The 24,683-nt window shown below is 41.1% G+C and carries 20 protein-coding genes and 6 pseudogenes; 17 read left to right on the top strand and 9 right to left on the bottom strand.

Annotated elements, in window-relative coordinates:
- Positions 1 to 8 precede the first annotated feature (8 nt).
- From EEL30_01295 to EEL30_01275, 5 genes are all read left to right on the top strand, one after another.
- Positions 9 to 1,247: an efflux RND transporter periplasmic adaptor subunit gene (locus EEL30_01295; protein QDX91142.1), complete on the top strand. Its 1,239-nt coding sequence runs from the start codon at positions 9 to 11 to the stop codon at positions 1,245 to 1,247.
- Between the two features lie 156 nt (positions 1,248 to 1,403).
- Complete coding sequence (locus EEL30_01290) at positions 1,404 to 2,579, top strand: pyridoxal phosphate-dependent aminotransferase (GenBank protein ID QDX95634.1); 1,176 nt, start codon at positions 1,404 to 1,406, stop codon at positions 2,577 to 2,579.
- A 190-nt stretch (positions 2,580 to 2,769) separates the two neighbouring features.
- The gene (locus tag EEL30_01285; protein ID QDX91141.1) at positions 2,770 to 3,006 is read left to right on the top strand and encodes a transcriptional regulator; all 237 of its coding nucleotides are present in this window, start codon (positions 2,770 to 2,772) and stop codon (positions 3,004 to 3,006) included.
- Positions 3,000 to 3,293, top strand: coding sequence for a hypothetical protein (locus EEL30_01280; protein QDX91140.1), 294 nt, complete (start codon positions 3,000 to 3,002; stop codon positions 3,291 to 3,293). The genes EEL30_01285 and EEL30_01280 overlap by 7 nt, the downstream gene beginning before the upstream one ends.
- A gap of 313 nt (positions 3,294 to 3,606) precedes the next feature.
- On the top strand, positions 3,607 to 4,080 hold the full coding sequence (locus tag EEL30_01275; protein ID QDX91139.1) for a hypothetical protein: 474 nt from the start codon (positions 3,607 to 3,609) through the stop codon (positions 4,078 to 4,080).
- Positions 4,081 to 4,249: 169 nt separating this feature from the next.
- Here the strand turns inward: EEL30_01275 and EEL30_01270 are convergent, their stop codons facing one another.
- Entirely contained in the window at positions 4,250 to 5,092 is an 843-nt protein-coding gene (locus tag EEL30_01270) for a bacteriocin (GenBank protein QDX91138.1), read from the bottom strand.
- Between the two features lie 27 nt (positions 5,093 to 5,119).
- Complete coding sequence (locus EEL30_01265; protein QDX91137.1) at positions 5,120 to 5,767, bottom strand: hypothetical protein; 648 nt, start codon at positions 5,765 to 5,767, stop codon at positions 5,120 to 5,122.
- Positions 5,768 to 6,057: 290 nt separating this feature from the next.
- Between EEL30_01265 and EEL30_01260 the strand changes: the two genes are divergently transcribed.
- From EEL30_01260 to EEL30_01250, 3 genes and pseudogenes are all read left to right on the top strand, one after another.
- Entirely contained in the window at positions 6,058 to 6,345 is a 288-nt protein-coding gene (locus tag EEL30_01260) for a DUF2325 domain-containing protein (GenBank protein QDX91136.1), read from the top strand.
- Between the two features lie 408 nt (positions 6,346 to 6,753).
- Positions 6,754 to 6,897, top strand: a pseudogene (locus EEL30_01255) (ABC transporter ATP-binding protein).
- 27 nt (positions 6,898 to 6,924) lie between these two features.
- Positions 6,925 to 7,109, top strand: a pseudogene (locus EEL30_01250) (ATP-binding cassette domain-containing protein).
- A gap of 238 nt (positions 7,110 to 7,347) precedes the next feature.
- Here the strand turns inward: EEL30_01250 and EEL30_01245 are convergent.
- Positions 7,348 to 8,061: a serine protease gene (locus tag EEL30_01245; protein QDX91135.1), complete on the bottom strand. Its 714-nt coding sequence runs from the start codon at positions 8,059 to 8,061 to the stop codon at positions 7,348 to 7,350.
- A gap of 399 nt (positions 8,062 to 8,460) precedes the next feature.
- On the opposite strand from EEL30_01245, the gene EEL30_01240 reads away from it, so the two are divergent.
- Positions 8,461 to 9,000 carry a PadR family transcriptional regulator gene (locus EEL30_01240; protein QDX91134.1) on the top strand — a complete coding sequence of 180 codons (540 nt, stop codon included), beginning with the start codon at positions 8,461 to 8,463 and terminating at the stop codon, positions 8,998 to 9,000.
- 82 nt (positions 9,001 to 9,082) lie between these two features.
- Here the strand turns inward: EEL30_01240 and EEL30_01235 are convergent, their stop codons facing one another.
- Complete coding sequence (locus tag EEL30_01235) at positions 9,083 to 10,195, bottom strand: aminopeptidase (GenBank protein ID QDX91133.1); 1,113 nt, start codon at positions 10,193 to 10,195, stop codon at positions 9,083 to 9,085.
- A gap of 164 nt (positions 10,196 to 10,359) precedes the next feature.
- Between EEL30_01235 and EEL30_01230 the strand changes: the two genes are divergently transcribed.
- From EEL30_01230 to ytxJ, 3 genes are all read left to right on the top strand, one after another.
- The gene (locus EEL30_01230) at positions 10,360 to 10,596 is read left to right on the top strand and encodes a hypothetical protein (GenBank protein QDX91132.1); all 237 of its coding nucleotides are present in this window, start codon (positions 10,360 to 10,362) and stop codon (positions 10,594 to 10,596) included.
- A gap of 306 nt (positions 10,597 to 10,902) precedes the next feature.
- Positions 10,903 to 11,304 (top strand): hypothetical protein, encoded by a 402-nt coding sequence (locus EEL30_01225; GenBank protein QDX91131.1) that lies wholly within the window; start codon positions 10,903 to 10,905, stop codon positions 11,302 to 11,304.
- Positions 11,305 to 11,389: 85 nt separating this feature from the next.
- Positions 11,390 to 11,716 (top strand): bacillithiol system redox-active protein YtxJ, encoded by a 327-nt coding sequence (ytxJ, locus tag EEL30_01220; GenBank protein QDX91130.1) that lies wholly within the window; start codon positions 11,390 to 11,392, stop codon positions 11,714 to 11,716.
- Positions 11,717 to 11,758: 42 nt separating this feature from the next.
- Here ytxJ and EEL30_01215 read toward each other — a convergent pair whose 3' ends face one another.
- A complete protein-coding gene (locus EEL30_01215; GenBank protein ID QDX91129.1) occupies positions 11,759 to 13,939 on the bottom strand; it encodes a cell division protein FtsA in 2,181 nt (726 codons plus the stop codon).
- Between the two features lie 267 nt (positions 13,940 to 14,206).
- On the opposite strand from EEL30_01215, the gene aroF reads away from it, so the two are divergent.
- The 5 genes and pseudogenes from aroF to EEL30_01190 all read left to right on the top strand — a co-directional run bounded on the left by aroF (position 14,207) and on the right by EEL30_01190 (position 18,772).
- Entirely contained in the window at positions 14,207 to 15,301 is a 1,095-nt protein-coding gene (gene aroF, locus EEL30_01210; protein ID QDX91128.1) for a 3-deoxy-7-phosphoheptulonate synthase, read from the top strand.
- A 357-nt stretch (positions 15,302 to 15,658) separates the two neighbouring features.
- Complete coding sequence (gene ccpA / locus EEL30_01205; GenBank protein ID QDX91127.1) at positions 15,659 to 16,675, top strand: catabolite control protein A; 1,017 nt, start codon at positions 15,659 to 15,661, stop codon at positions 16,673 to 16,675.
- Positions 16,676 to 16,696: 21 nt separating this feature from the next.
- Positions 16,697 to 17,401: pseudogene (locus tag EEL30_01200) on the top strand (5'-methylthioadenosine/adenosylhomocysteine nucleosidase).
- Positions 17,402 to 17,411: 10 nt separating this feature from the next.
- Positions 17,412 to 17,654: a glutaredoxin family protein gene (locus EEL30_01195; protein ID QDX91126.1), complete on the top strand. Its 243-nt coding sequence runs from the start codon at positions 17,412 to 17,414 to the stop codon at positions 17,652 to 17,654.
- Between the two features lie 264 nt (positions 17,655 to 17,918).
- Positions 17,919 to 18,772: pseudogene (locus tag EEL30_01190) on the top strand (VOC family protein).
- Between the two features lie 154 nt (positions 18,773 to 18,926).
- On the opposite strand, the gene EEL30_01185 reads toward EEL30_01190, so the two are convergent.
- From EEL30_01185 to EEL30_01170, 4 genes and pseudogenes are all read right to left on the bottom strand, one after another.
- Positions 18,927 to 20,081, bottom strand: coding sequence for an acetoin utilization protein AcuC (locus EEL30_01185; GenBank protein ID QDX91125.1), 1,155 nt, complete (start codon positions 20,079 to 20,081; stop codon positions 18,927 to 18,929).
- Positions 20,071 to 20,720: pseudogene (locus EEL30_01180) on the bottom strand (CBS domain-containing protein). Before EEL30_01180 ends, EEL30_01185 begins: the two are co-directional and overlap by 11 nt.
- A 32-nt stretch (positions 20,721 to 20,752) precedes the next feature.
- Positions 20,753 to 21,367, bottom strand: a complete 615-nt coding sequence (locus tag EEL30_01175) for an N-acetyltransferase (GenBank protein ID QDX91124.1) — start codon at positions 21,365 to 21,367, stop codon at positions 20,753 to 20,755.
- Between the two features lie 165 nt (positions 21,368 to 21,532).
- Positions 21,533 to 24,623 (bottom strand): annotated as a pseudogene (locus EEL30_01170) (penicillin-binding protein).
- Positions 24,624 to 24,683 lie beyond the last annotated feature (60 nt).

Raw genomic sequence — 24,683 nt, 5'->3', positions numbered from 1 at the left:
GATTAACAATGGTAAAAAGTAAATGGGGCTTACCGCTTGTACTCGTTGCTGCTTTGACAGCAACGGGGTGCACGAGCGAACCAGCTGCAGCCCCTCAAGTTGCTCAGGCGGAAGCCCCTACACCGGTGCAAATAAGCCAGGCAATAGAAGATACAATTGCATCGGGAGCAGGTTATACTGGTAAACTGGCACCGAGCCAAGAAGTAAAGATGTCCCCAAAAGCACCGGGCAAAATTCAAACCCTCAATGTTAAACTGGGGCAATATGTGAATAAGGGATCTGTTTTATTTACACTGGACCAAGAAGACCTCAGAAATGCGGTTCGTCAGGCTGAAGCCCAGTATCAGGTATCGGTAGCAAATCTTAACCAAAGTGGTACTAGCACTACACAATCTGTTGAAACATCAAAAAATGCTGTGGCACAGACAGAACGTGCTTACCAGGATGCTAAGCGTGAAGCAACCCGGAACCAAGAACTATTCAATCAAGGAGCCATCTCCTCCCAGCAGAATGAACAAGCGCAAGCAGCATTAAAAAATGCAGAAACCGCTGTTAATAATTCCAAAGTAGAATATAATACGGCTACTAAAAAAACAGGTATCGTGGTTTCAGAAGCAACTGTTAACCAATATAGAGTGGCACTTGCCGGCGCACGCGAGCAGTTGAGTAATTCAACTGTAACAGCACCTATCTCTGGTTATGTATCTCAGGTAGGTGGGCATGTGGGAGAAATGGCTTCCGGGCAAGGACCCGTTGTTGTACTGGTTAATACCAATCCTCTCTTGGTAAAAGCGAACTTATCAGAAGATGAAATTACCAAGATAAAAGTAGGAGATCGTACGACTGTTGAATTGACTGCATTGAATAAAAAAATCGAGGCAACTATTACAGCCGTAAGTCCTACAATGGATCAACAACTGAAAGCATATCCAATCGAAATTACAGTGCCAAATCCAAAAAATGAATTAAAAGCAGATATGGTTGTAAATTTAAAAATCCAATCCACTTCCAGTAAAGCTCAGAAGGCTGTTGCAATTCCACGTAAGGCAGTATTTGAAGAAAATGGCAAAAAGTTTGTATATAAAGTGGAAGGCGAGGTAGCTAAGAAAGTAGCAGTAGAAACAGGCGAGGAATCAAGTGATCTGATTGAAATCAAACAAGGCGTTGCTTTGGGAGAGAAAGTAGTAATCAGAGGTCAGTCCATGCTTAAAGATGGAGCAAAAGTTGAGATTCAAAAAATGGATTGACAGAATAAGCTGCACTAACTAGTATAAAATCATTGTTACACAGATGACTCCTTTCTTTGTTTACAGAAGAAAGGGGTCTTTCTCTTACAAATCAAAGAGATGTTAGTATCTACATAAATGTCAGTTTACTCTGAAAAAAAGAAAGTAGGGAAAGCGATGCGTATCACACCTGCTTCCATGATGGAACAGTTACCCAGCCAATTTTTTTCAACGTTGGTAGCAAAGGTTAACAAGGTTATTGCAGAGGGTCATGACGTTATTAACTTAGGACAAGGAAATCCTGATTTACCCACACCCTTACATATTGTAGAGGAACTGGCAAAGCAGGCGAAAGATCCCTTGCATCATAAATATCCACCTTTTCAGGGACGGCTAGAATTAAAGCAGGCCGTAGCTCATTGGTATAAACAGGAATTTGACGTAGATCTTGATCCAGAAGAAGAAGTAGCCATTTTATTTGGAAGTAAGATAGGGCTAGTAGAGATTTGCCAAGTCTTGATGAATCAGGGGGATGTTGCTCTGGTCCCTGATCCTGGCTATCCAGATTATTGGTCGGGTGTAGCTATGGTAGGTGGGCGAATGGTTCCCATGCCGTTGACAGCAGATCATCAGTTTTTACCTGATTACGGAAAATTAGATGCGGCTGATCTAGAGAAAGCGAAGTTGATGTTCTTAAACTATCCGAACAATCCAACAGCGGTCACGGCACCGTATGAATTTTATGAAGAAACGGTCAAATTTGCTCGAAAGCATGAGATCGTAGTTTGTTCTGACTTTGCTTATGGGGCCATTTCTTTTGATGGGAAGAAACCGATCAGTTTCATGCAAGTTCCTGGTGCTAAAGAGGTAGGAGTTGAGTTCTATACCTTGTCAAAAACCTATAATATGGCAGGTTGGCGCGTAGGTGCGATGGTAGGAAACCGCGAGTTGGTTAAGTTAATCAACACGTTACAAGATCACTACTTTGTAAGCTTATTCGGGGCTGTCCAGATGGCTGCAGCTAAAGCGATGACCAATTCTCAAGACTGCGTCAGTGAGTTGGTTGCTACCTATGAAAGTAGACGAAATGCTCTGTATACTTCGTTGCATGAAATTGGCTGGAAGGCGACGCCATCGCAAGGCTCGTTCTTTGCTTGGCTCCCGATTCCAGAAGGCTATACCTCTGCCCAATTGGCGGATGAACTCTTATTTAAAGCACATGTAATGGTTGCCCCTGGGATAGGTTTTGGCACGCATGGAGAAGGCTATGTACGCTTGGGACTATTAAACACGGAGGAACGCTTGCGTGAAGCAGTGAGACGTATTCAGAAGCTTGATTTGTTTATGAAATAGACTTCAAAACAAGAGTAAGACAACGATAGGAACAATAATTCAAAGCTCACATGGCGGTAGATATACCGTAAGTGAGCTTTTTTATTTGAGCAGATTTAACCTACTGATATACATATATTTTTTACTTTTAGATAAATATTATTTACATTATGTAAAAAATATATTACATTAAAGCGAAGGAGATGGTTGTTTGGAAAAGGAAGGTAGAATTCAAAATGAATTATTTGTGCTGCGTGCCAAGAAAAGATGGTCGCAAAAAGAGGTAGCAGACAGACTAGGTGTTAGTAGACAAACCATTGTTTCATTAGAAGCGAATCGCTATAATCCTTCTCTCATGCTAGCCTTTAAAATTGCTCATTTATTTGAAGTCGATATAAATGAAGTCTTTCAATATGAAGTAGATAAGGGAGATGCACCAAAATGTTAGAAGTTTTATTTATTTTACTTGTGATTACCTATACCATTTCGGTTTCTTACACCGTAGCTTTTACGAGATCAGAAGGAAAAGATGAACGTGGTAAACAAATTTTGACGAATGGATATACATTGGGTTATTCCATTGCTGTAATTGGAATCCTTCTTTCCTTTCTAACAGCAAAGCTATCATTTATTTCTGTTGGATACAAAATTGCTTTTGATTTTGCTCTGATGTCTATTTGGATATCTGGTATTTTTATTGCCGTCTATATCTTTTATAAAAATAAAACTGTTTAATCAAACATGTACTTAGTTTTCGAGATGCAGACTACTATTTGTTACCAAATCATTGATAAACCGTCTATATAAATAAGAGTAAAAACCAAAAACCCGTTTTTCGCGATAAAAGTGAGACGGGTTTTTGTGTTGCATTGGACCATTTTTACAGATTAAACAAGAGGTATTCGGGAAAAGATACATGATAATCTAGATAAAAACATTGGTTACAATCTCAATATTGACTAATAATGATTTTCATTATACGATACAAATAACAAATTTGATAATGAGTCTCATTAGCAGATACGATAAGAATAGGAGTGAATTTCCGATGACGAGGTATCAAATTAACGGTTATACCGATATGTATACAGTTGTATCCAATGAGCGTAAAATAGGCGGCGCAGTTGAAGCGGATACCATCAAGCTCCGCTCTGGAGAAGAGTATAAACACGCGGTGATTACTCGTCTAGAGATGTCCGATTCTCAGTTCTGTTCTCTGGGATTTGTTACAGAAGAAGGAAAACGTCTGATCGTTCACATTCAGGATATCAGCATGATAGTGGATGCTCGCCATCTCAATGTTTGTGAATTGGTTAATAATTATATGCGGCAGCAAAAAGTGGCAGAGCGACTCAAACATTTAAAACGCCTGTGCGAATTGAACGAAGGAAGCTGTACACTGCCTTTTTGTGAAGAGGTAGATGTATTAGTTTGTGATATTGGTTATGAAACAGCGATTAGCCACGTAGATATGCCTTTCTTACATACTGCTGATACACAAAAAATCGTTCGGATTGCGTAATCGCTTTCTACCATACATGTATGTCTGCCTTAGGGTCGTTCCTAAGGTTTTTTATCCCTTTTAAATAACTGAAAATTTTGATTAAAAATAATATTGGATCAAGAAATAAGAGAGATAGCCACCAAAAAAGAATGGCTATCTCTCTTTCTACATACGTAGATTGTTTTGTCTATTCTTCTGTCATTTCCAATGTGCAAATTGCACTTGGACGCTTAATGCGTAGAACAGCACACTCATATACGCGCATGAGGCTGTTCATTTGTTCGTCTCCTAGGAAAGCTGAATCAAAATCCTCAGCAATCGCAAGGTCTAGGTTATGTCTTCCTGTAGCTACTAGAACACCGCCTTTGATTACAGGAGATTGGAATACACCGTCTGTAACCAAGTTGCGAACGTGATCAATTTCAAGGACATTGGTGCCTTTGTGTACACGGTGGAGCAAAGAATACAGCTCTGGGGATACAACAAGGGCATATGGACCGCTGTGGCCCATTTTTAACAGCTTATTTCTAGCTTCTACGATATCGGCAAAAGCATTGCCTGATTCCATCCAGTCGCTCTTAATATGCGTGAGACGTCCTTTTACATTCATGATACCTGGCAAGTCAAACTCAGGGCTACCATTAAAGATCATATCATCTTCCATAAGAGCGCAACTACTGGCAGCATTTGCCGCAGAGCTGAGATCAATTGGCATACCCAATGTGCGGGCTTGTGCCATATCGCGCCAGTACAGCATGAAATCTTTGTACACGATCGGAATCGTTAAGCTAACTCGTTTACTTGGCTGTGTTAATTCTAGTGATTCACCGCGCAAACTCATATTTCCGAAACGAGATTCATCATAAATATCGTTGGTAATGGTTTGAATACCTTCTCCTAGTGGGCCGTAAATGTCAATGAATCGACGACCTACGAGTTGACGACGAGCCATTTCAACAATGGTATCGTCTAATTGACGCCATTCTTCCTTTGACAATGGGGAGTCTGGGAATTTCTGTGCTTTATCCATAAAAGCCTCCGATCTTGAACTGTTCTCTTATACGTGACGATTGAGATGACGCAGACTTCCAACTGTAAGTCCTTTTTTGGCAACAGACGACTCTGATGAATGACTGTGAGCTTCAGCAGGTACAGTCGATGTTTGCTTGGAGCTACTAGAATCTTGCAACGCGGACGAAACCTCAAAGTGATTTACCTGATGGACATCATGGCCATGGTCATGGTCGTGTGTATCCACTTTTGCCGGAACGACATCAGAGAATTTTTCACTTAGCTTACCCATGATCTCTTTGGTTGCTAAATAGTCTTGATGAGTGTTTTCACGCATGCTGTCCAGCTTTATTCGGCTAGGTTCATCTGTAAATTCATACAGGGCTAATTCTAAATGCTCACGGAAATTGTGTAAGCCAAACCGCTCTAAATGTAAGTCAGAAAGCAAGTGAGACAGCTCGCGATCACTCAGTTGATCCAGATTGTTCTCCCGAATGAGTAGCGACAAACGAGGGACGAGATCATTCAATCGTTCTTCCCGTTGTTCTTCTTCTTCAGAAATGTGGTGATAGTAAAGCTTCATATGTTCATCTCTTGCGTGATCGATCAAAGGTTGGACCATGGTGCGAAAAACATTGATGCCTTCTAATGTGCGGGTAAAGATGGTGTGGAGCTGCTTGATTTCTTGCATCATAAACTCCCACCTCCTTTTTTAAGAATTGTGATAGCTTGATTATAACCGTGGGAAAAGCATCCAATCAAGGATAGAGCTGTAGCTTGTAAAAATAGTGTGAACAAACGATAAAAAAATAGTACAGAGTATTGTCAAACTTAATTGGTAATGATAATATTTATCAATAAGAATGATATTTATTCTCAATTAACTTTTTGGCTTCAGAAACATATAACGAATAAACAGTGATCTAACTGTTTTTTGACCGTCAGGGGTCTTATGCACAAACAATCTAAAGGAGGATTTCTATTATGTCTATATTAATCATTGGTGGGGATAGGTTAGGCAATATTTTACAAATACTTGAAGAGGTGGGGTATAAAAAGATCCACCATATTACAGGTAGGAAAAGCTCAGAGACCAGTTTGAAAATTCCATCTGATGTTAAAATGATTTTAGTTCTAACCGATTTTGTTAATCATAACTTGGCGAAAAAAATCAAATCGAAAGCAAAAGACAAACAAGTGCCTATTTGTTTTTGTAAACGTTCTTGCTCGGCTGTATCTCAAGTGTTGCAAACGCAAACGGTTAGTGCTTAATTTTGACCAAAATAATCACTCAATCCTTAGTTATTACAGAAGCGCATGTTTTCCTCCCCCACAGGACAATCTACATAAGAGCTTGTGAATTGTGGAAGGTAGGTGAGAAAATGGAACATAAACATCTTAGTGAAATGCCATTTGCAGAGTTAGACTCTGCGCAGCTACATCAATTAAAACAAATGGAACAAGAATTAAACATTCAGGGCGATCAGGAGGTCTATCTGATTGCATTCAACAAAAAGCAGGAAGAGTAGCAAACAGCTTCCTAGCACTTGATAATGAATATAAACATGAGAAACTCATTTCTTATAGAGAGTAAAAAGCAAGGTGGATCGAATGTATCCATGTTGCTTTTTTTATATGTATGATGAAAGTGCTTCTTCGCGGGAATACTGCACTACGTTGCTCCTTTACCAAATGCCAAAAGGATGTCGTTTTGCGCCTCGCTGTTCAAAGGTGATGTCAATCTGTGAGCAAGCACAACCTCCTTTACTCGAATTACCTAAACATAAATACCGCTGTTGGCTGTATCAGGAGGTGTCAAAATGACGCAACCTTTAATTAGAAGTAAAAAATTTGAAAAAATATTTTCCGATTCAAGCGGGATTTTTGAACAAAACGGTTGGCCATGTAAAAGCGGTTGAGGTATTCATTAAACGGTCTATCCGGGTGAAACGGTGGGCATTGTAGGAGAATCAGGCTGTGGGAAATCAACGACGGGTCGAACCATTTTATGTTTATTAGAACCGTCTGAAGGAGATCGATTTCTAGTTACATCCTCAAGCAGCTCTGGATGCCCCTAGATGGCAATGGATTGAGGGTAGGTGGTACAGAGATCCACGGACCGATGGAGCCGTGGCTGTCTGGTAAACATACAAGTAGATGGAACACAAAGATAACTCCAGATCACAGAAAAAAGGTTGCCAGCTCTCCATGGTGAGACGGCAACTCTTTTTCACTGTACACGTTTATTGTTACGTGTGGTGGGAAAAAACTAAGCTATAAAAGTTGCTGGATTTTCTTCTTAATACTATCAATTCCAATGGCAAAACCAAGGCATTGACTAGACTGGATGATAAATGCGTTTAGACCTATTACTTCACCGTGTAAATTAATTAAGGGGCCTCCGCTGTTACCGGGATTAATGGCAGCATCTGTCTGGAAGATTTCATCGTATAATCTTTTAGATACCTGAATACGCCTGTTTTTGGCACTTATAATGCCCGCTGTAACTGAATTTTCTAAACCAAGGGGACTTCCGACGCTAATGACCCATTCACCTACGCGTGCCTCACCTGAATTGCCAAGAGGCAGTGGACTAAGACGAATATCTGTTTCAATTTTTACGATAGCGTAATCCCGTTGAGGATCACTAAAAATGAGCTTAGCTTCAAATACCTTTCCGTTCCACATTTTTACATAAATAGATGTGGATTTGCCTATAACGTGTTCACTGGTGAGAATATAGCCCTTGGGATGAAAAATGAAGCCGGAACCAAAGCTTTTTTCCGTCTGACCTGCTTCGAGCGGTTCCATGTCCAAAAAGCTTTGCAAAATCTGATCGATGTCTGGAGGGGAGGTGTTGTCTTCGCAGATAAGAGAAACTACGCCATGCTTTACCTGTTCCACTAACGGAACAAAGAAGTTGAATGGATGTAGATTACTCATCTGCTGATATTTTGTATTCGTATAGGACCAGCCTCTTGGTTTCACAACTTCATCTCCTTACTTCCCTGCAGATAGGTATACATCATCTTATGGAGAGAGGATAAAGGTGGAACGCCCAATTGTGTGAGGAGATATTGTATTCATCTCAAAGCCAAGTAGGAGTAATTAGATATCGCAGAAAATTCCTAAAAACAAAGACAAAAACTAGGAATATAGGATGCTTTTACTATATGCGAGAGAGGGAAATAAGCCTAAAGCAACTTGTGCTATGACGATTTAAAGCGTTACTCTCATAATAAGGGGGAGAAGGATTCATTTCTTGTTAAAATCTTGTTAAAATCTTGCTAATATCAAGTTAAACATTTTATAATATTGAAATAAACAAAGAATAATGTAAGTAAATAATTGAAATTTTGTACCAAGCCTACATCCGGAGGAAATGTTATGGACGTCAAATCAATCATTTTAGGCTTATTACATTATCGTGAAATGAGCGGCTACGATATAAAGCAGTTCTTTACGAGCAGCATAGGTTTCTTTTACGATGCGAGCTACGGCGCGATTTATCCCGCTCTAAAAAAGTTGGAACAAGAAGGACATGTTACAAAAGAAGAAGTGTTACAGACAGGAAAGCCAAACAAGATTATGTATCGTCTGACGCAACAAGGACGCGATCAATTTCATCAGGAGTTAAAGACGGAAATTGAAGGACCGATTGTTCGGTCAGATATGTTAACGCGCTTATTCTTTTGTGATTTACACCCGGCAGAAGATCAAAAGTACTTTTTTGATGATTTGATTGCTTATCAAGAGAAGCGACAGGAGATCATTCGAAACAGTTATCAGAAAAGCGTGGAAGAGTTGAATGAGTATCAAAAAATGTGTTGGGAGTTTACCCTACATCAATTAGAAGGCGCTGTTCAATTTCTAAAGAATAAAAAACAAATGCTTGATAAAGGGCAAAACGTAGTTCATACATCATAAAATGGCTACGCTTCCTTTCAAATGGAACAATTAAAACAAAACCTCGGGGATTTTAGTTCCTCGAGGTTTTGTTTTGTTGCATTTATTTAAGATTTTCAGGGTTGAGACACTCTAGCTCAGGAAGGACAAAGCGTCCATCTTTACGGATCAAAACATCATCAAAGTAGATTTCTCCACCACCCCATTCAGGACGTTGGATTAGTACCATATCCCAGTGAATGGAAGATTTATTACCGTTGAATGCTTCATCGTAAGCTTGTCCTGGTGTAAAGTGAATGCTTCCGTCAATTTTTTCATCAAACAAGATGTCTTTCATTGGGTTTTGAATATAAGGATTCACCCCAATAGCAAATTCTCCAATGTAGCGTGCGCCTTCATCTTCGTCAAAGATTTTGTTAATGCGCTCTGTGTCATTTGCGGTGGCCTCAACGATTTTTCCATCTCTGAAGGTCAGCTTCACATTTTCAAATGTAAAGCCTTGGTATGGAGATGGCGTGTTATAGGAAAGGGTACCATTTACAGAGTCTCTCACAGGAGCTGTGAAAATTTCACCATCCGGAATGTTACACTCGCCTGCGCATTTAATCGCTGGGATGTCTTTAATAGAGAAGGACAAGTCTGTTCCAGGAGCTGTTAAGCGAACTTTATCTGTTTTGTTCATAAGCTCTACAAGGTTGTCCATTGCTTTGGACATTTTGCTGTAGTCTAGATTGCAAACATCAAAGTAAAAGCTTTCAAACGCTTCTGTACTCATACTAGCCAATTGAGCCATGGATTCGTTTGGATAACGCATAACTACCCATTTTGTTTCAGGTACACGGATATCTGTAACAGGTCGCTGCAACTGACGGGAATACATACTCATTTTGTCGCTTGGAACATCGGAGAGTTCTGTAATGTTTTTACCTCCGCGAATCCCAATATAACAATCCATTTTTTTCATAAAAGCAACTTCAGCTTCTCGCATGACAGCAAGATGTTCTTCGTTTGTGTCCATTAACAATTCCCGTTGAATGGCAGGATCTTGAAGTTGTACATATGGGTGAGCTTCAGCTTCATATACCTTGCGAATTAAGGCTTTTACTAATTCAGGCTGATGACCGGTAGAATGAATGAGTACGTGCTCGCCCTTTTGAGCGCGAATGGAATAATTGACCAAATTGTATGCCAATTGTTCTAAACGTGGATCTTTCATATATGTATCTCCTCGCTTTCATGATCTTGCTCATATTGTACACAAAAAAATTTGGAAAGCGAAGTACCTTGGTAAAAATATTTTTACTGATGTTTATTATTCTGAAAATGTGGAAAAGCTGAATGATAACAAAGACATTCACAAAAAGGAAGGGGATGGATATGATGAATCGAGACATTTACGCGTTACAACCCAAGGAACATTTGTATATGACTATTTTTGTGGGAGAAGATTTTAAATCGATTGCTTGGAAAGCGCAATATGATATGGAATTTAACTCTGAGTGCTTGTTCTGTTCCTCAGAAAAAATTACCGGTTATCGGGTAGAGGATGAAATAGGACATTCGGGTAAAATTGCTATTTGCCCTACATGTGAGAAAGTAAACGCTATTTATCACTAATTGTAGGCTATAAGTATGCTGGCATCTTTGGCATTTATCTACCAAATTAAGTGGGTAGATGCCAAAGTTTTCATCTAGTTACAGAAAGTATGACATGTAAAAGTGAAAGGAAACCCCTACAATGTGTAGAGGATACGCTTTTACATATGGGGAAAGCGTTTGTGCGTTTGGAAGTTAAACAAGTACTGCCATCATGTACCAACATACCTTCAGCAGGATTATTATATCCCTCACTCGAAATGGGTGACTTAGAAAAACAGACAGATAAATCTGGAGGAAAGGCAGTTTGAGAGAGGAGAAGTACAGATGAAATATTGCAGCCAATGTGGCAAAGAGATGGACATCGCGCTGCGCAGTGTAATCTATCGCAGTCGGGTGAAAATTCTTAATGTGCCAATTCATGTCTGCAAAGATGAAGAATGTGCTTGCACGTCTGTTGTCGATCTCGTAAAGGATGATCTAAAACAACTGATGAGAAACCTGGGAGACCAACCGGAAGAGCAAGAGGTTGCCTTTGAAGCAATCAGCGAGTTTGCCAATCTACTCGTCATTATAGCGGAACAGAGCGAAGATGAAGAATTGAAAGACAAGATTGATGAGAGAGTAAATGAATTACTTGATCTATATTTGTTGGCCAAGTCACTTCATGCTCAGCAATGGATAAGTGAGATTCAACGGAAGCTGACACAAATCAAACTAGAAGTGTAACGTAACTTGGAAAAAATTTGCCTTTCGCTATCTTTCTCTTTATCATTAATTATCATCTACGTTATTGAGAAGGGAGCGAGTTTATTTGGCATTTCAACAGTTGCAATCCCAAGAAGAACTACAAGCATTCTTAGAGAAGAAAGGCAAACTACTACTGTTTAAACACAGTACAGTTTGTCCGATCAGTACGTCTGCTCATGAGCAGTTCCATGCGTATTTGCAAGCAAACAGCGATGTGGAGGCAGCTGTGGTACTCGTTCGTGAGGCTCGCCCTGTCTCTAATGAAATTGCAGAGCATTTTCAGATTAAACACGAATCACCACAAATCTTTCTAATTGAGAACGGTGCAGTCTCGTGGCATACCTCTCATTGGAAGATTACGAAGGATGCAATCGAGCAAGCTATGAAATAGGCAGACAAGAGAAAGACCCCAGCTATGGGGTCTTTTTTCATGCTATTCCCAGTACAGTTCTACTCTATCCCCACTTACTAAAGGGGTTTGAAAGGAAGCTACTTCATTATTTACCTTCATGATGAAATTGGGCAACTGATTTGTCCCAATAGGCTGAGCGGGAATCTCTACATAACGGAAGATGTCACTTAACATAGGAGCTTCTCCTACTACAGAATGTATCGTTACAACAGCATCATTTTGTAGTTGGGTTTGCATGGTAGCTGGGCTTCCATTAAGTTGTATGTCCATGTGGCCTGTTTCTAAGGATATGAGTTGGTCATTTACATACACGTTCACAGTTTCTTGAACCATATCATCTGGTGTTATCAAATCGCCTATAGTAGGAGTTTCTAGATCATGAACTTCGCAATGAATGATATCTTGTGAATAAACAGAATCCAACAAAGAAGCTTTTTTTCCGTTTAAAAGAATATGTAACTCTTTACGTGGTATGGAATAGGTTTGCTTGTTACATGTCATCACAAACAAGGGAGCTTCGGCTACTTCTTGTATCAGCGAAGCATATTTGCTGGACTGAATAGCTTCTCCGATGGTTTTAGGTAGGCGCATCTCTAGGTCCATACGATCACATAGCAGGGCATCATTTTGTAGGATTAAACTGTCATGTAAAACAATAGGTAGCTGTACAAATTCCTCACCATTAATAGTGAGTGTAAGTGCCATACTTGGATCAATAAGATCATGAGCTACGGCAGTTGCCTCTTTACCATTCATACCAGAGACTACACTAATAGTGTCTCCATCTGAAATGAGAGAGTCCAGAGAGCCTGACAGACCATTGATCAGAATGGTCGGAGAGGTGCCGTGCTCACCTGGAATGATCTTAAGACGTCCGTTTACACTGACTGACATAGCTAGCCCAGGACGACCGTGTAGACGCTTAATATCCATACCAGCAGCTAATAGTGCATCGCCTAATGTCATTTTACGTAGATCAAAGAGTCTTACCTGCGTATCATTAATAGTCACCGTCACATAACGAATAGGCTGTGAATGTGCTGCGAGGGCAATTCCAACAGGTGTTACGAATGCTGGACCATTTAGCAAGGGATGCTCTCCAACAAATTGCTTGATCGCATCTGCTCCTCTAACAGCCACACGATTAGCGGGCAGTCCCAAGTGTTGCGCTACTTTTGTTGGGAGGGTCGGGGTTAAGCTTCCGCCTCCAATTAGCATAACTGCTTGTGGGGCCTTACTATTAAGTTCCAAAATTTTATGGGCGATCTGTTTTGCAAGGGACTCGATATCAGATTCAATAGCCGCAATGACTTGTTCTGTGCTTACATCATGCTCAATTCCCAAAATATCATGGAACTGGACAGTTTCCTGATCATGTAGGTGGCGTTTTACCTCCTCTGCAACAGGGAAATCTAGCAAAAATGCATTCATAAGGGCATCTGTAATCTCATCTCCAGCCGTAGGTACCATGCCATAGGCCGTAATGCTTCCGTCTTCTGTTAATGCAATATCAGAGGTCCCTGCACCGATATCAACTAGTGCAATATTTAATCGGCGCATCGTGGTAGGGATCAACACATGGATGGCAGCGATTGGCTCCAGGGTAAGAGCTTTCATCTCTAGACCACTACGTTTTAGAGCAGCCAATAAGGAATCTACAACGACACGGGGTAAAAATGTGGCAATTACATCAACAGAAGCGTTCGTTCCACGTTGATCGATTAGATTTCCAATGATTTCTTCATCTAAATGGTAGTTGACCACGCTGTATCCTACACAATAATAGCGTGTAATATCCGTCTCATTTAGCTCTTGAGCTAATTCAGCCTGAGCCTTTTGTACAGCGGAAAATTCTAGGGTGAGCACATCATCCCTGGTCAGCACAGGCAAATGCGAGATAGGGAGCTCGAAGCGAACTCGCTTTGTTTTGAGCGAGCGTCCAGCTGCCGCTACTGCTACTTCTTTTAAGGTGCCATGCTTTTGAGACAAATGCTGTTTGATCCGCTCTATTACTTCAGCGACTGCGAGCACATCATGGATTTGCCCATCCAACATAGAACGTTCCGTATGCTCTAAAATGTAACAATCTTTAATTTGAAATTTGTCTTCAAGTGGTTCTACAATAAGTCCTACCACACTACGGGTACCGATATCTAAAGCAAAAAGAGTGTTATTTTGCTTGTCTGCATGTTGTTCTAGCAAATGAATTGACTCTCCTTCCCATCTGGAATGGAAGATTTACGTATTTTCTCTATCATATACTAGCTTCTAAAGATAATAAAACCCTATTAAATTAACCTTTTTCAAAATATTTATGGCTGTTAACAATTACTTTCGCGCTTTTTGGTACTAAAGGGCTGGTCAAACGCCTAATCATCTACTATAATAACAGGTAACTCAGAACGTCTTATGAATAACCATACTGTATTTTGTAAACGATAAGGGAAAAAGTAGAAGGGTGGAGTAGAGATGAGTAATGAGCAGATTGAGGTCATTCGCCAAAAACTGGATACAATTAATTTGCAATTATTAGAATTGATCAACAAGCGTGCCTCTTTGGTTCAGGAGTTAGGCCAAGAGAAGAGCAAGCAGGGCGTAAATCGTTTTGATCCAGAACGTGAGCGTGACATGTTGAATCTAATTGTAGAGAATAACAATGGACCATTCAGTGATGAAGCCATTCGCCATCTATTTAAACAAATCTTTAGTGCATCTCTTGATCTACAAAAAGATGAGGATAAGAAAATTCTATTAGTAAGCCGTAAAAAACAACTAGAAGATACTGTCCTAAACATTAAAGGTGTGGAGTTTGGTGGTAAAGAGAAGGTTCTGATCGCTGGACCATGCTCGGTAGAAAGCTACGATCAAGTTCGTGCTGTAGCTGAAAATCACGTGAAACAAGGCTTACGTGTACTCCGTGGTGGAGCATACAAGCCACGCACATCTCCTTATGACTTCCAAGGACTTGGATTGGAAGGGTTAGAGATTCTTAAACGTATCGGGGATGAATTTAATTTAGTGACGATCAGTGAGATCGTAACGCCTTCTGATCTTGAGATAGCTACTAAATATGTAGATGTTATTCAAATTGGTGCACGTAACATGCAAAACTTCGAACTGTTAAAAGCAGCAGGTCGCACAAACCACCCTATCTTATTAAAACGTGGATTGTCAGCAACCATCGAAGAGTTCATTTACGCTGCTGAATATATTTTATCAGAAGGAAATACGCAAGTTATGCTTTGCGAACGCGGTATTCGTACTTACGAAAAAGCGACACGTAACACCCTTGATATCTCTGCTGTGCCGATCTTAAAACAAGAGACGCATTTGCCAGTATTTGTAGATGTGACACATTCGACTGGTCGCCGAGATCTATTGCTTCCAACAGCGAAAGCTGGCTTAGCAGTAGGTTCTGACGGTATCATGGTAGAGGTTCATCCTGATCCAGATGTAGCGCTATCCGATGCAAAACAACAGCTTACCATCCCTGCTTTCAATGAAATGCTAGATGAACTGTATGCTTCTGGTCTTTACAAGCCAGAGCTTGCTATCGTGAAGTAAAAGCAGAACCGAACCATGTGTAATTCTAGCAGGCCTCTCGTCAGAGCGGTCTGCTTTTCTCTTATGATAGATTAATTTAGGGAATGTTTGTTATACATAACGTAAAGATAAAAACACATGAATTGTTTTCTTCTGTTAAAATTAGACAATATAAATGGACTAGATTCTTTCATTTTCGATCGTGACATATCAGATTGAGAGATAGAAGAGCCAAAAAACGCGAAATTATACCGTTAATAGGAAAAATATAGACCGAGAAAACGGTTGCAACTATGGGTATCATATCGTATTATATGGCTATAAATTTATGAAAATAATACTGAAAGGTATAATTTGGAAAAGATAGGTGGACGTAATATGCCAATTACAATATATGATGTAGCACGTGAAGCAGGGGTATCGATGGCAACTGTATCGAGGGTCGTTAACGGCAATCCCAATGTCAAACCATTGACACGTAAAAAGGTTATGACTGCAATTGAACGCCTAGGATATCGCCCTAATGCAGTAGCACGCGGTCTAGCAAGCAAGAAAACAACAACGGTAGGAGTGATTATTCCGGATATCTCAAGTCAGTTCTTTTCTGAGCTAGCACGAGGAATTGAAGATATCGCTACCATGTACAAATACAACATCATTCTCTGCAACTCTGACCACCGTTTGGAAAAAGAATTGCAATTAATTAATACCTTATTAGAAAAACAAGTAGATGGCTTGTTGTTCATGGGCGCTGAAATTAAAGAAGAACATTTCCATTCTTTAAAAACGGCTTCCATTCCAACTGTTTTGGCAGCTACTCGTGATCCAGAAGGAAAATTGCCTGCCGTGACCATTGATCACTTCCAAGCGGCTTATGATGCTACCCAAGCTCTCATTAGACGTGGGCATAAGCGTATTGCAATCATTACCGGACCAATGTCTTATCCGCTAGAAGGACTCGTACGCTTTGAGGGATACAAACAAGCGTTACTGGATGCAGGTTTGTCTTATGATGAGAATTTGGTTGCCAATGGTTCTTTCCGCTATGAATCAGGCTTGCAAAGCATGGGAGACTTCATGAAACTAGCAGAACCGCCAACAGCAGTATTTGCAGCAAGCGATGAAATGGCTATTGGAGCGATTCATGCTGTACAGGATTTGGGACACTCTGTACCAGAAGATGTGGAAGTAATCGGTCATGACAATGTGCGTCTGGCAGAAATGGTACGCCCTCGCCTGTCTACGGTTGTTCAACCGATGTATGATATTGGGGCTGTTGCTATGAGGTTGTTAACCAAGTATATGAATAATGAACAAGTTGAAGATCATATTGTACTATTGCCGCATCGCATTGAGTATCGTCAAAGCACGAAGGAAATGGCAGAGGAAGAGTAAAGCGTTAGAGGGAGAGATGAAATGATCATCGGAATCATGGGAGCGATGGATGAAGAGATCGCTCTATATCTAGAGGATATGCAAAACAAACAAGCTGTAACAAAAGCGGGTATAACCTATCATATAGGTGAATTTCACGGACAGAAGGTAGTACTCTGCAAATCGGGTGTAGGCAAGGTAAATGCTGCTGTCTGCACACAAATTCTTATTCAAGAATTTCAGGTGAGTCAAGTGATCTTTACTGGTGTGGCGGGGGCCGTCCATCCTGATTTACACATTGGTGACATTGTCATTTCCACAGATTGTATGCAACATGATATCGATGCTACTTCACTTGGCTTTCAACCAGGAGAGATTCCTTATGAGAAAACCTGGTGTTGGATCGCAGATGAAAAATTAAAGGGATTGGCGATGAATGCTGGGCATCAGCTAGAAGATGATATTCAGATCGGTGCAGGACGCATCCTATCAGGCGATCAATTTATTGCAGATCGTAATAAAGTCCAACAATTATCGGAGACATTTCAAGCATCTTGCACGGAAATGGAAGGGGCAGCAGTAGCTCAAGTGTGCTCTATGAATGAAGTACCTTTTGTTATTGTACGAGCGATGTCTGATCGTGCAGATGGATCTGCACATGTTAATTTCCTTGAATTTACGAAGCTTGCTTCCAAGCGATCTTATCAAATGGTGAGCCATATGCTTCGTACTTTTGAGAAAGAGGGGCTTAACAAGCATGAGTCAAACAACGGCGATTGTCTATTCCACAAAAGGTTGCATCGAGTGCGACATGGTTAAAAAAATGTTGGATGAGAAGGCTGTCACTTATGAAGTGCGAGATGTCATGAGCAGTAGCCAGTATCAGGAAGAGGTAGAGGCATTCGGATTTATGGGGGTGCCTGTTACTGTAGTGAATGGAAAAGCAGTGAAAGGCTACCAGCCTGAAGATATTTTACAAATGTTAGGGGTTTCAAAATAACAAAATAAACTCGGTAACTCATACTTGAGTGTAAGGGATACCGAGATCAGCCAAAGCGGATTTGTATCGTATGCTTCATGCATCGTACGAATTCGCTTTTCTTTTCCAGTAAAAGAGCCAAGAATAACTCATAGTAATGTAAAACTAGATATGAATTGACAAGGATCTTTTTACCATATATACTTACAATAAGTAATCAACTTACTTTTAATTAATTATTGAAAGCTTTTGGATAAGAAATCAGGCAAAAGGGGTTGGAAAGAAATGAACTTTCATGGCTATCCTTATACATTTGTGAGTCAGGTTCATCTTATAATAGAAAATCTAGAACGTTCTGTAACGTTTTACAGAGATATGCTAGGACTTCAGGTTCTCCATCGCACCGAAACAAAAGTAGTATTTACTGCTAATGGCAAAACTCCTCTGGTAACGATCGAACAGCCGGATAAAGTGGTACCAAAAGAACCCCGGACGACAGGGTTATATCATTTCGCCCTCTTAGTACCACAACGTGCCGATTTAGCTAATATCCTATTTCATCTTTTGCAAAAGGGTTATCCCTTACAAGGTGCTTCTGATCATCTTGTCAGTGAGGCGCTTTATTTAGCAGACCCAGATGGTAATGGAATTGAAATATATGTAGATCGCCCTTCCAAGACTTGGATTTGGGATGGTGACAATGTAGGAATGAGTACAGAACCGTTGGATATTGAGGGACTTTTACAAGAGAATAAAGAGCAAGATTGGCAGAGGATGCCAAGTGAGACAATCATGGGACATATTCATTTACAGGTAGCAGATTTAAAACAGGCAGAGGAGTTTTATACGCAGGGGCTTGGATTTGAGGTCACATCAAGATATGGAAGTCAGGCACTCTTTATATCAACAGGGAAATACCATCATCATATCGGTTTAAATACATGGGGAAGTGCTGGAGCACCTGCTCCAAGTCCAAATAGCGTTGGATTACAATCGTATACGCTGGTATTATCTGACGAGGAATCAAGGGAAAGAATGGTTCAGCAGGTAAAAAATATGGGGCATCAATCATAGAAGAAAACGGAGTAATCATTACGAAAGATCCGTTTGGTACTACTATTCATTTAGTGGTTTACTAACATAGAAATTCTAGGTTATCGTGCCTAATGAAATGGAAAGAGGAATGCAAATTATCTGCATACCTCTTTCGCATTTTCGTAAAGAGGTAACGTATAAATGCCTTCACTGATAGTGTGGAAAGCTTTTGAAAACGAAGAAAGTCCAGATCGTCTATTAGAGATATGGAGCATGCAAGACTGCTTTTCCCAAGGACAAACGATTCTTTTCACTAATTTCACCACGTCTTGGTATCGGCATAAAAGAACCCACATCATCAAATAAACAGGTAGGTAATTCTAAAGGACTGTAAGGAAGCCATTTCTGCAACCATTCTATGGGAAGTGGACCGTCCTGTAGATATTGATCAGTCATCTCACTCCACAACATGGTCCAAGCACGTGGAACAACACGCCAAATATCATAACCGCCTCCGCCAACAGCCACCCATTTTCCTTGACATAATTCATGAGCCAGCTGATGAGCAAGTCGGGGAATTTCCTGATAGATACGCATAGAGCAACTCAAATGTGTGAGGGGATCGTAGCTGTGAGCATCGCAACCATTTTGAGTAATGATGATATCAGGTTGGAAGCCGCGTGCGATTCTAGGGAGGAGTGAGTCATAAATTTCTAGGAATGAATCATCTTCGGTGAAGGCATCCAGTGGCACATTTACACAATAACCAAAGCCTTGGCCATCTCCGCGCTCCGTGACATTTCCTGTACCTGGAAAAAGGTATTTGCCTGTCTCATGCAGGGAGATCGTCATGACATTGGGGTCGTCATAAAAAGCCCATTGAACGCCGTCACCATGATGGGCATCAGTATCGATATACAAGACGCGGGCATTCCAATGTTTGCGTATGTATGCGATTGCCACCGAGCAATCGTTGTAAATACAGAAGCCAGATGCTTTCCCGCGAAAGGCATGATGCAATCCACCGGCAGGATTAAAGGAGTGGTCTGCCTGTCCATTCATCACTACATCGACGGCTGCGATTGTGCCCCCTACAATAAGCGATGTGGCTTCATGCATATTTGCAAATATAGGTACATCTTCCGTTCCTAAACCATAGCTAGCGGCAAGGGGCAATTCTTCCTGTTGAGCACCTTGCCGTTTTACTACCTCTACGTATCGTGGATCATGTACAAGCAGTAATTCATCATCGGTGGCATGGCGTGGAGCCATGATATTCTCTGGGGTCAGTAATCCATAAGCTTGCATGAGATCATATGTCAGTAACAGTCGTTTTTGATTAAAGGGGTGCTCCTCATGAAAAAAGTATTTGGTATAGTCAGCTGAATAGATCAAACGGGAGTTACGAGTCACGAAGGGAGTCCCCCCTGATCGGGTCGAGGACATGGAAGCCTTTATCACGTAACATGCTTGTCACTATACGAGTATCCATGGTTGTCACTCGAAATACCAGATTTTTTTTACCTTCTGAGGCTGAGGGAAACACAATAACACTGCTTACATTTACTTTAGATTCGCGGAAAACGTGGCTTACTTCAGCCAACACGCCGTAGCGATCTTCCACTTCTAATTCTATTTGAGAGCTAGCCTTGTTTACACCAAACAGTTCTATCATTTTATATAAAATATCAGATTCTGTTACAATGCCTACTAATTTGTTTTCTTCGAGCACAGGCAACGAGCCTACTTTGTACTCATACATGGTCTTGGCAGCTTCTTCAAGAAAATCGAGAGGATGGGCAGTGATAACATCTGTATTCATGATTTCGTGTACTGGTTTAGCCATGATAATATGATCATCAGATCTAGCGTATAGAGACGAGGGAGAGCATCTCGTAGGTCTCGGTCGGAGACAATCCCTACCAGAATCTGATTATCCAATACAGGCAGATGGCGAATGCGATTTTGCTTTAAGAGGGCTAAAGCTTCTCGAATGCTCGTGGTCGCGGTAGCTGTGACTACCCGTTTGCGCATAAAGTCTTCTAAACGCATAGACAAACTCCTTTCAATCAAGAGATAGATTCTTAATACATATAACGTGATTGAAAACGCATGCTGTCAAAGGTAGTCATACTTTCAAGTGGAACACGTTTACCGATACGGGTCATTAGGCAGTTCGCTGGATGAGAGCAGATTTCAGGATCATCGGTGGCCATCCACATCATGCCGACGCTCCCCATCACTTTTTCCATCATTTTGCGATAGTCCCAGACATTTAATCCTGTTCCTTGTAAATCCCAATGCCAGTAATACTCCGTTGTTAAAATAATGTAATCCTCTAACGCATTGTCCATGAAGGCCACTTCTAGCATCTGTTTTGCTATACCACCGTTACGAATTTTGGAACTTACCTCAATAGCTCCTAACTCCAGTAAATCATCCATTGGTATCATGGACCAACGCTCAAGTGGGTCAGGATGTAGGAAGGTGACGTAGGCCAACACCACATTTTCATGGCGTGCTACAATGATTCGTCCTTCTGGCAGTTCAGCAATTTCGACTAGGGCTTCTTGTTGTAGTTTGGGAGCCCGAAATGCTTTTAAACCTTCATCAAATTCCATGCTAGCCAAGTCTTCAGAGCGTACTGGGCCTTCAATTACGATCTGCGTATCATTAACCCATACTTTTTTTGAAAAAATGTTTTCCTATGAATCATTAGGGCTCACCATCGCTTCCCTCGAATCTTCATGCTTAGTATATCTCATTCCACACAAAAGGAGTCTTATCTTTTCGAAAATTCAATAATCTGTCATGGATGCAAAAAAGACTGCTGGGCTAATCCCCAACAGTCTTTACGTGGTTTGTTAATTTACTTTTGCATGAGCGGAGGGAGCTGATTCACCATAGGTATTAACTGCAGTGATGTAGAAGCTACCCCCAACTTCGTTTGTGGTTAACACAAAGCTTGTCTCGGCTACTGAATCCATCAGTTGATAACTCGTTGTGCCGCTCATAGCATAGTAAACGTTGTAAGCAACAATGTGATCTTTTTCCGGTCCCTTTTTCCAACTAACTTTAACACCATCTGCGGTTTTAGAAGTGCTGACACCTTGGATTTTACCAGGTGCACTTGTAGCTACTGGTGGTGTGTAGTTTGTCCGCCATCAGGTGGAACAATAGGGTCCACTCCAGTGCCAGATTGGTTGTTGTCAGGATTCGGCTGTACAGGTGGATTGATTTCACTTGGTATGTCTATATTTCCGTTCATTCCTGCACCTGACGTAGATTCATTACCCGAGATGTCGACAGCTGTCACATAGTAGCCATGTTCTCCACTGCGTCCAGCATCGGTATAATTGGTCGTTTTCGGGTCTTTTACAGTTGCAATTTTTCAAATCCGCCGTTTAAGCTTGTGCGATAGATACGATAGCCGAGTACATCTGCTTCTGGGCTGGCACTCCAGGATATGGTAGTACCACTACCTGATTTGACAGTAATAACTCCTGCTGGAGCAGCTGGTGTACCATCCACAGCTTCACGTGGATCTACTTTTTCTGGCATTCGTTCTGCCCAGTCGGCAGGCTTGGTTCCAACATTGCTGTTTTTAGCGGAAATTTGATCAGAAGATGGGAGTGGTTCTGGGCTCTTAAAGAAGACGCCCTCCGTAACAAAATCATCTGGTGTATTTTCGCGAGCTAGATAGAGAACTTCACCGACTTGAACGACACGCACTTTTTGATGAGAATCGTCCACTTTAGTTGGTACGAATTTTTTATTAAACAAATCGGTAATGACATGACCGGTTTGTTTGGATAGTTCACTTGGTAATAAACCAGATTTACTATCGATTGTTGCGCTGACAATGCCGCTTGGTTTGACAAACTTCGCTGATTTATCGGCAACTTTTGGATCAATTTTAAAGACCTCAGTCATGACCTTGCCCCAAATTTCCATTGGTCGGCGTTGTGCTGAACTAGGAATGGTGGTTGGAACATCATAGCCTGTCCATACACCAAGTGTAACATCTGGTGTGTACCCTACGAACCAAAGATCCAAAGAATCATTGGTAGTTCCTGTTTTTCCTGCTATATCAACTCCCTGTGGTACATATCTTCGTACAGAAGCACCAGTACCAGAGTTAACTACGGTACGCATCATGTCTGTCATCAGATAGGAGGTCTGCGGGCTAAATACCTTCACTGGCGTGACATTGTGTTCAAAAACGACATTTCCACGACTGTCTACGATTTTTTGAATCATGTAGGCATCTACAAAATTTCCATCATTGGCAAATGTAGAAAATGCATTTGTTATCTCTTCACTGTTCAGACCATAGGCTAGTCCACCAATAACTCCGGTAGCTGCATAATTATCGCTTTCCACCAGTGTAGTGACACCCATTTTCTTCACATAGTCTAAAGCGGTTGGAATTCCCACTTTGAGATAGGTTTTAATAGCTGGTACGTTCCAAGATTGACGCAGAGCTTCACGAGCGCTCATCATACCATGATATTTGCGATCCCAGTTAAGTGGCAAGTGAGTACCCTTGCTTCATCTGCCAACAGTACAGGAGAATCGTCAATAGGACTACCAGGCTGTAAAAGCCCCAATTCAATTGCTGGTGCATATGCAGCGATTGGTTTCATCGCCGAACCTGGTTGTCGTGGTGCGGTTGCGTGATTGGTCTGCTCTACATTAAAATCACGTCCACCCATCATGCCGATTATCGCGCCTGTCTTGTTGTCAATGAGCGTTGCCCCTACTTCCTCCAAGGCGTTTTCGATCTTTTCTTTTTTTCCACCGCGCGTCACAGAGTAAGTACGATTACTACCAAAGTTTTCCGGATTGGCAGCGATCTTCTCCATGGCGTTGTTGATATCTTTGTGTACAGTGGTGTACACATGATAACCCTTTTGTAGAATTTGACGTCGTTGCTCTTCTAGAAGCTGACGATATTCATTACGTCCAATCTGAGACTTATCACGGCCGTCTTTTAATAGCTTTTGGTCCAATAGAACTTCTGCTGTACGTTCCTCAATTTCCATCATGAGGAATGGATGCTCAGCGTACGCACGTTTTTCCGGTTTAGCGAGCTGTGCCTGTAAATTAGTGGAGAGAACCTGTTGTTGCTGAGCAGATGTTATGTAATTGTTCTCTCTCATCCGTTCGAGCACCATTTTCTGGCGCTCCAGTCCACGACGGTACCCTTCTTTGTTAAAAGGAGAGTAGGCGATAGGACTTTGTGGAAGCCCAGCCAAATAAGAGGCTTCTGCTAGATCAAGATTACTTGCATCTTTGCCAAAAATCCTTTTGCAGCTGCTTGAACGCCATAAATGTTGGAGCCATTGGCGTCCTTACCAAAATATACGTCATTCATGTAAGCTTCCAAAATCTGATCCTTGGTAAACATTCTTTCAATTCGTATCGCATGAAGAATTTCTTTTGCTTTCGTTTATGACTTACTTCAGGTGAGAGGATGGTACGTTTAATCAATTGTTGTGTAAGAGTACTACCACCTGTTATGACACTTTGTTTGGTAATCTCCTGAATGGTTCACGTAAGGTGGACTGAACAAAATTCCATTATGTTCATAGAAATACTTATCCTCTGTAGCAATGATTGCGTTAATGAGAGAAGGTGAAATCTCCGAAATTTTAACCATCCGGCGATCTTCTCCCTTGGCTCGAAGCTGACCGATCAAGGAACCATCTTGATAGTAGGCAAACCCTGTCTGAAACTTGCTAAACAAGAGTTCTTGAATTTCATCTTTGCTTCGGATCGGTTCATCTTTCACAAGAGCAGCTATGTAGCCCGTAGCAATCCCGCCTGCGAGAAAAAGCCCCATAAATCCTAACAAAAGACAGAATGTAAGAACTACTAGTATAGGGTTCTTCTTTCTGCCGCGTTGCCTATTTTACGCCTAGGCCTCTTGGCAGAAGCATCTTTATTCTGCATATAAGTCCTTTCCCCCTTAAAAGATCAGCCCCATTATACCATAAGTAAAAATACTGGGGT

It is taken from the genome of Brevibacillus laterosporus, from assembly GCA_007833815.1.
GTDB lineage: Bacteria > Bacillota > Bacilli > Brevibacillales > Brevibacillaceae > Brevibacillus_B > Brevibacillus_B laterosporus_D.
This window is presented reverse-complemented; position numbering and strand designations above follow the sequence as displayed.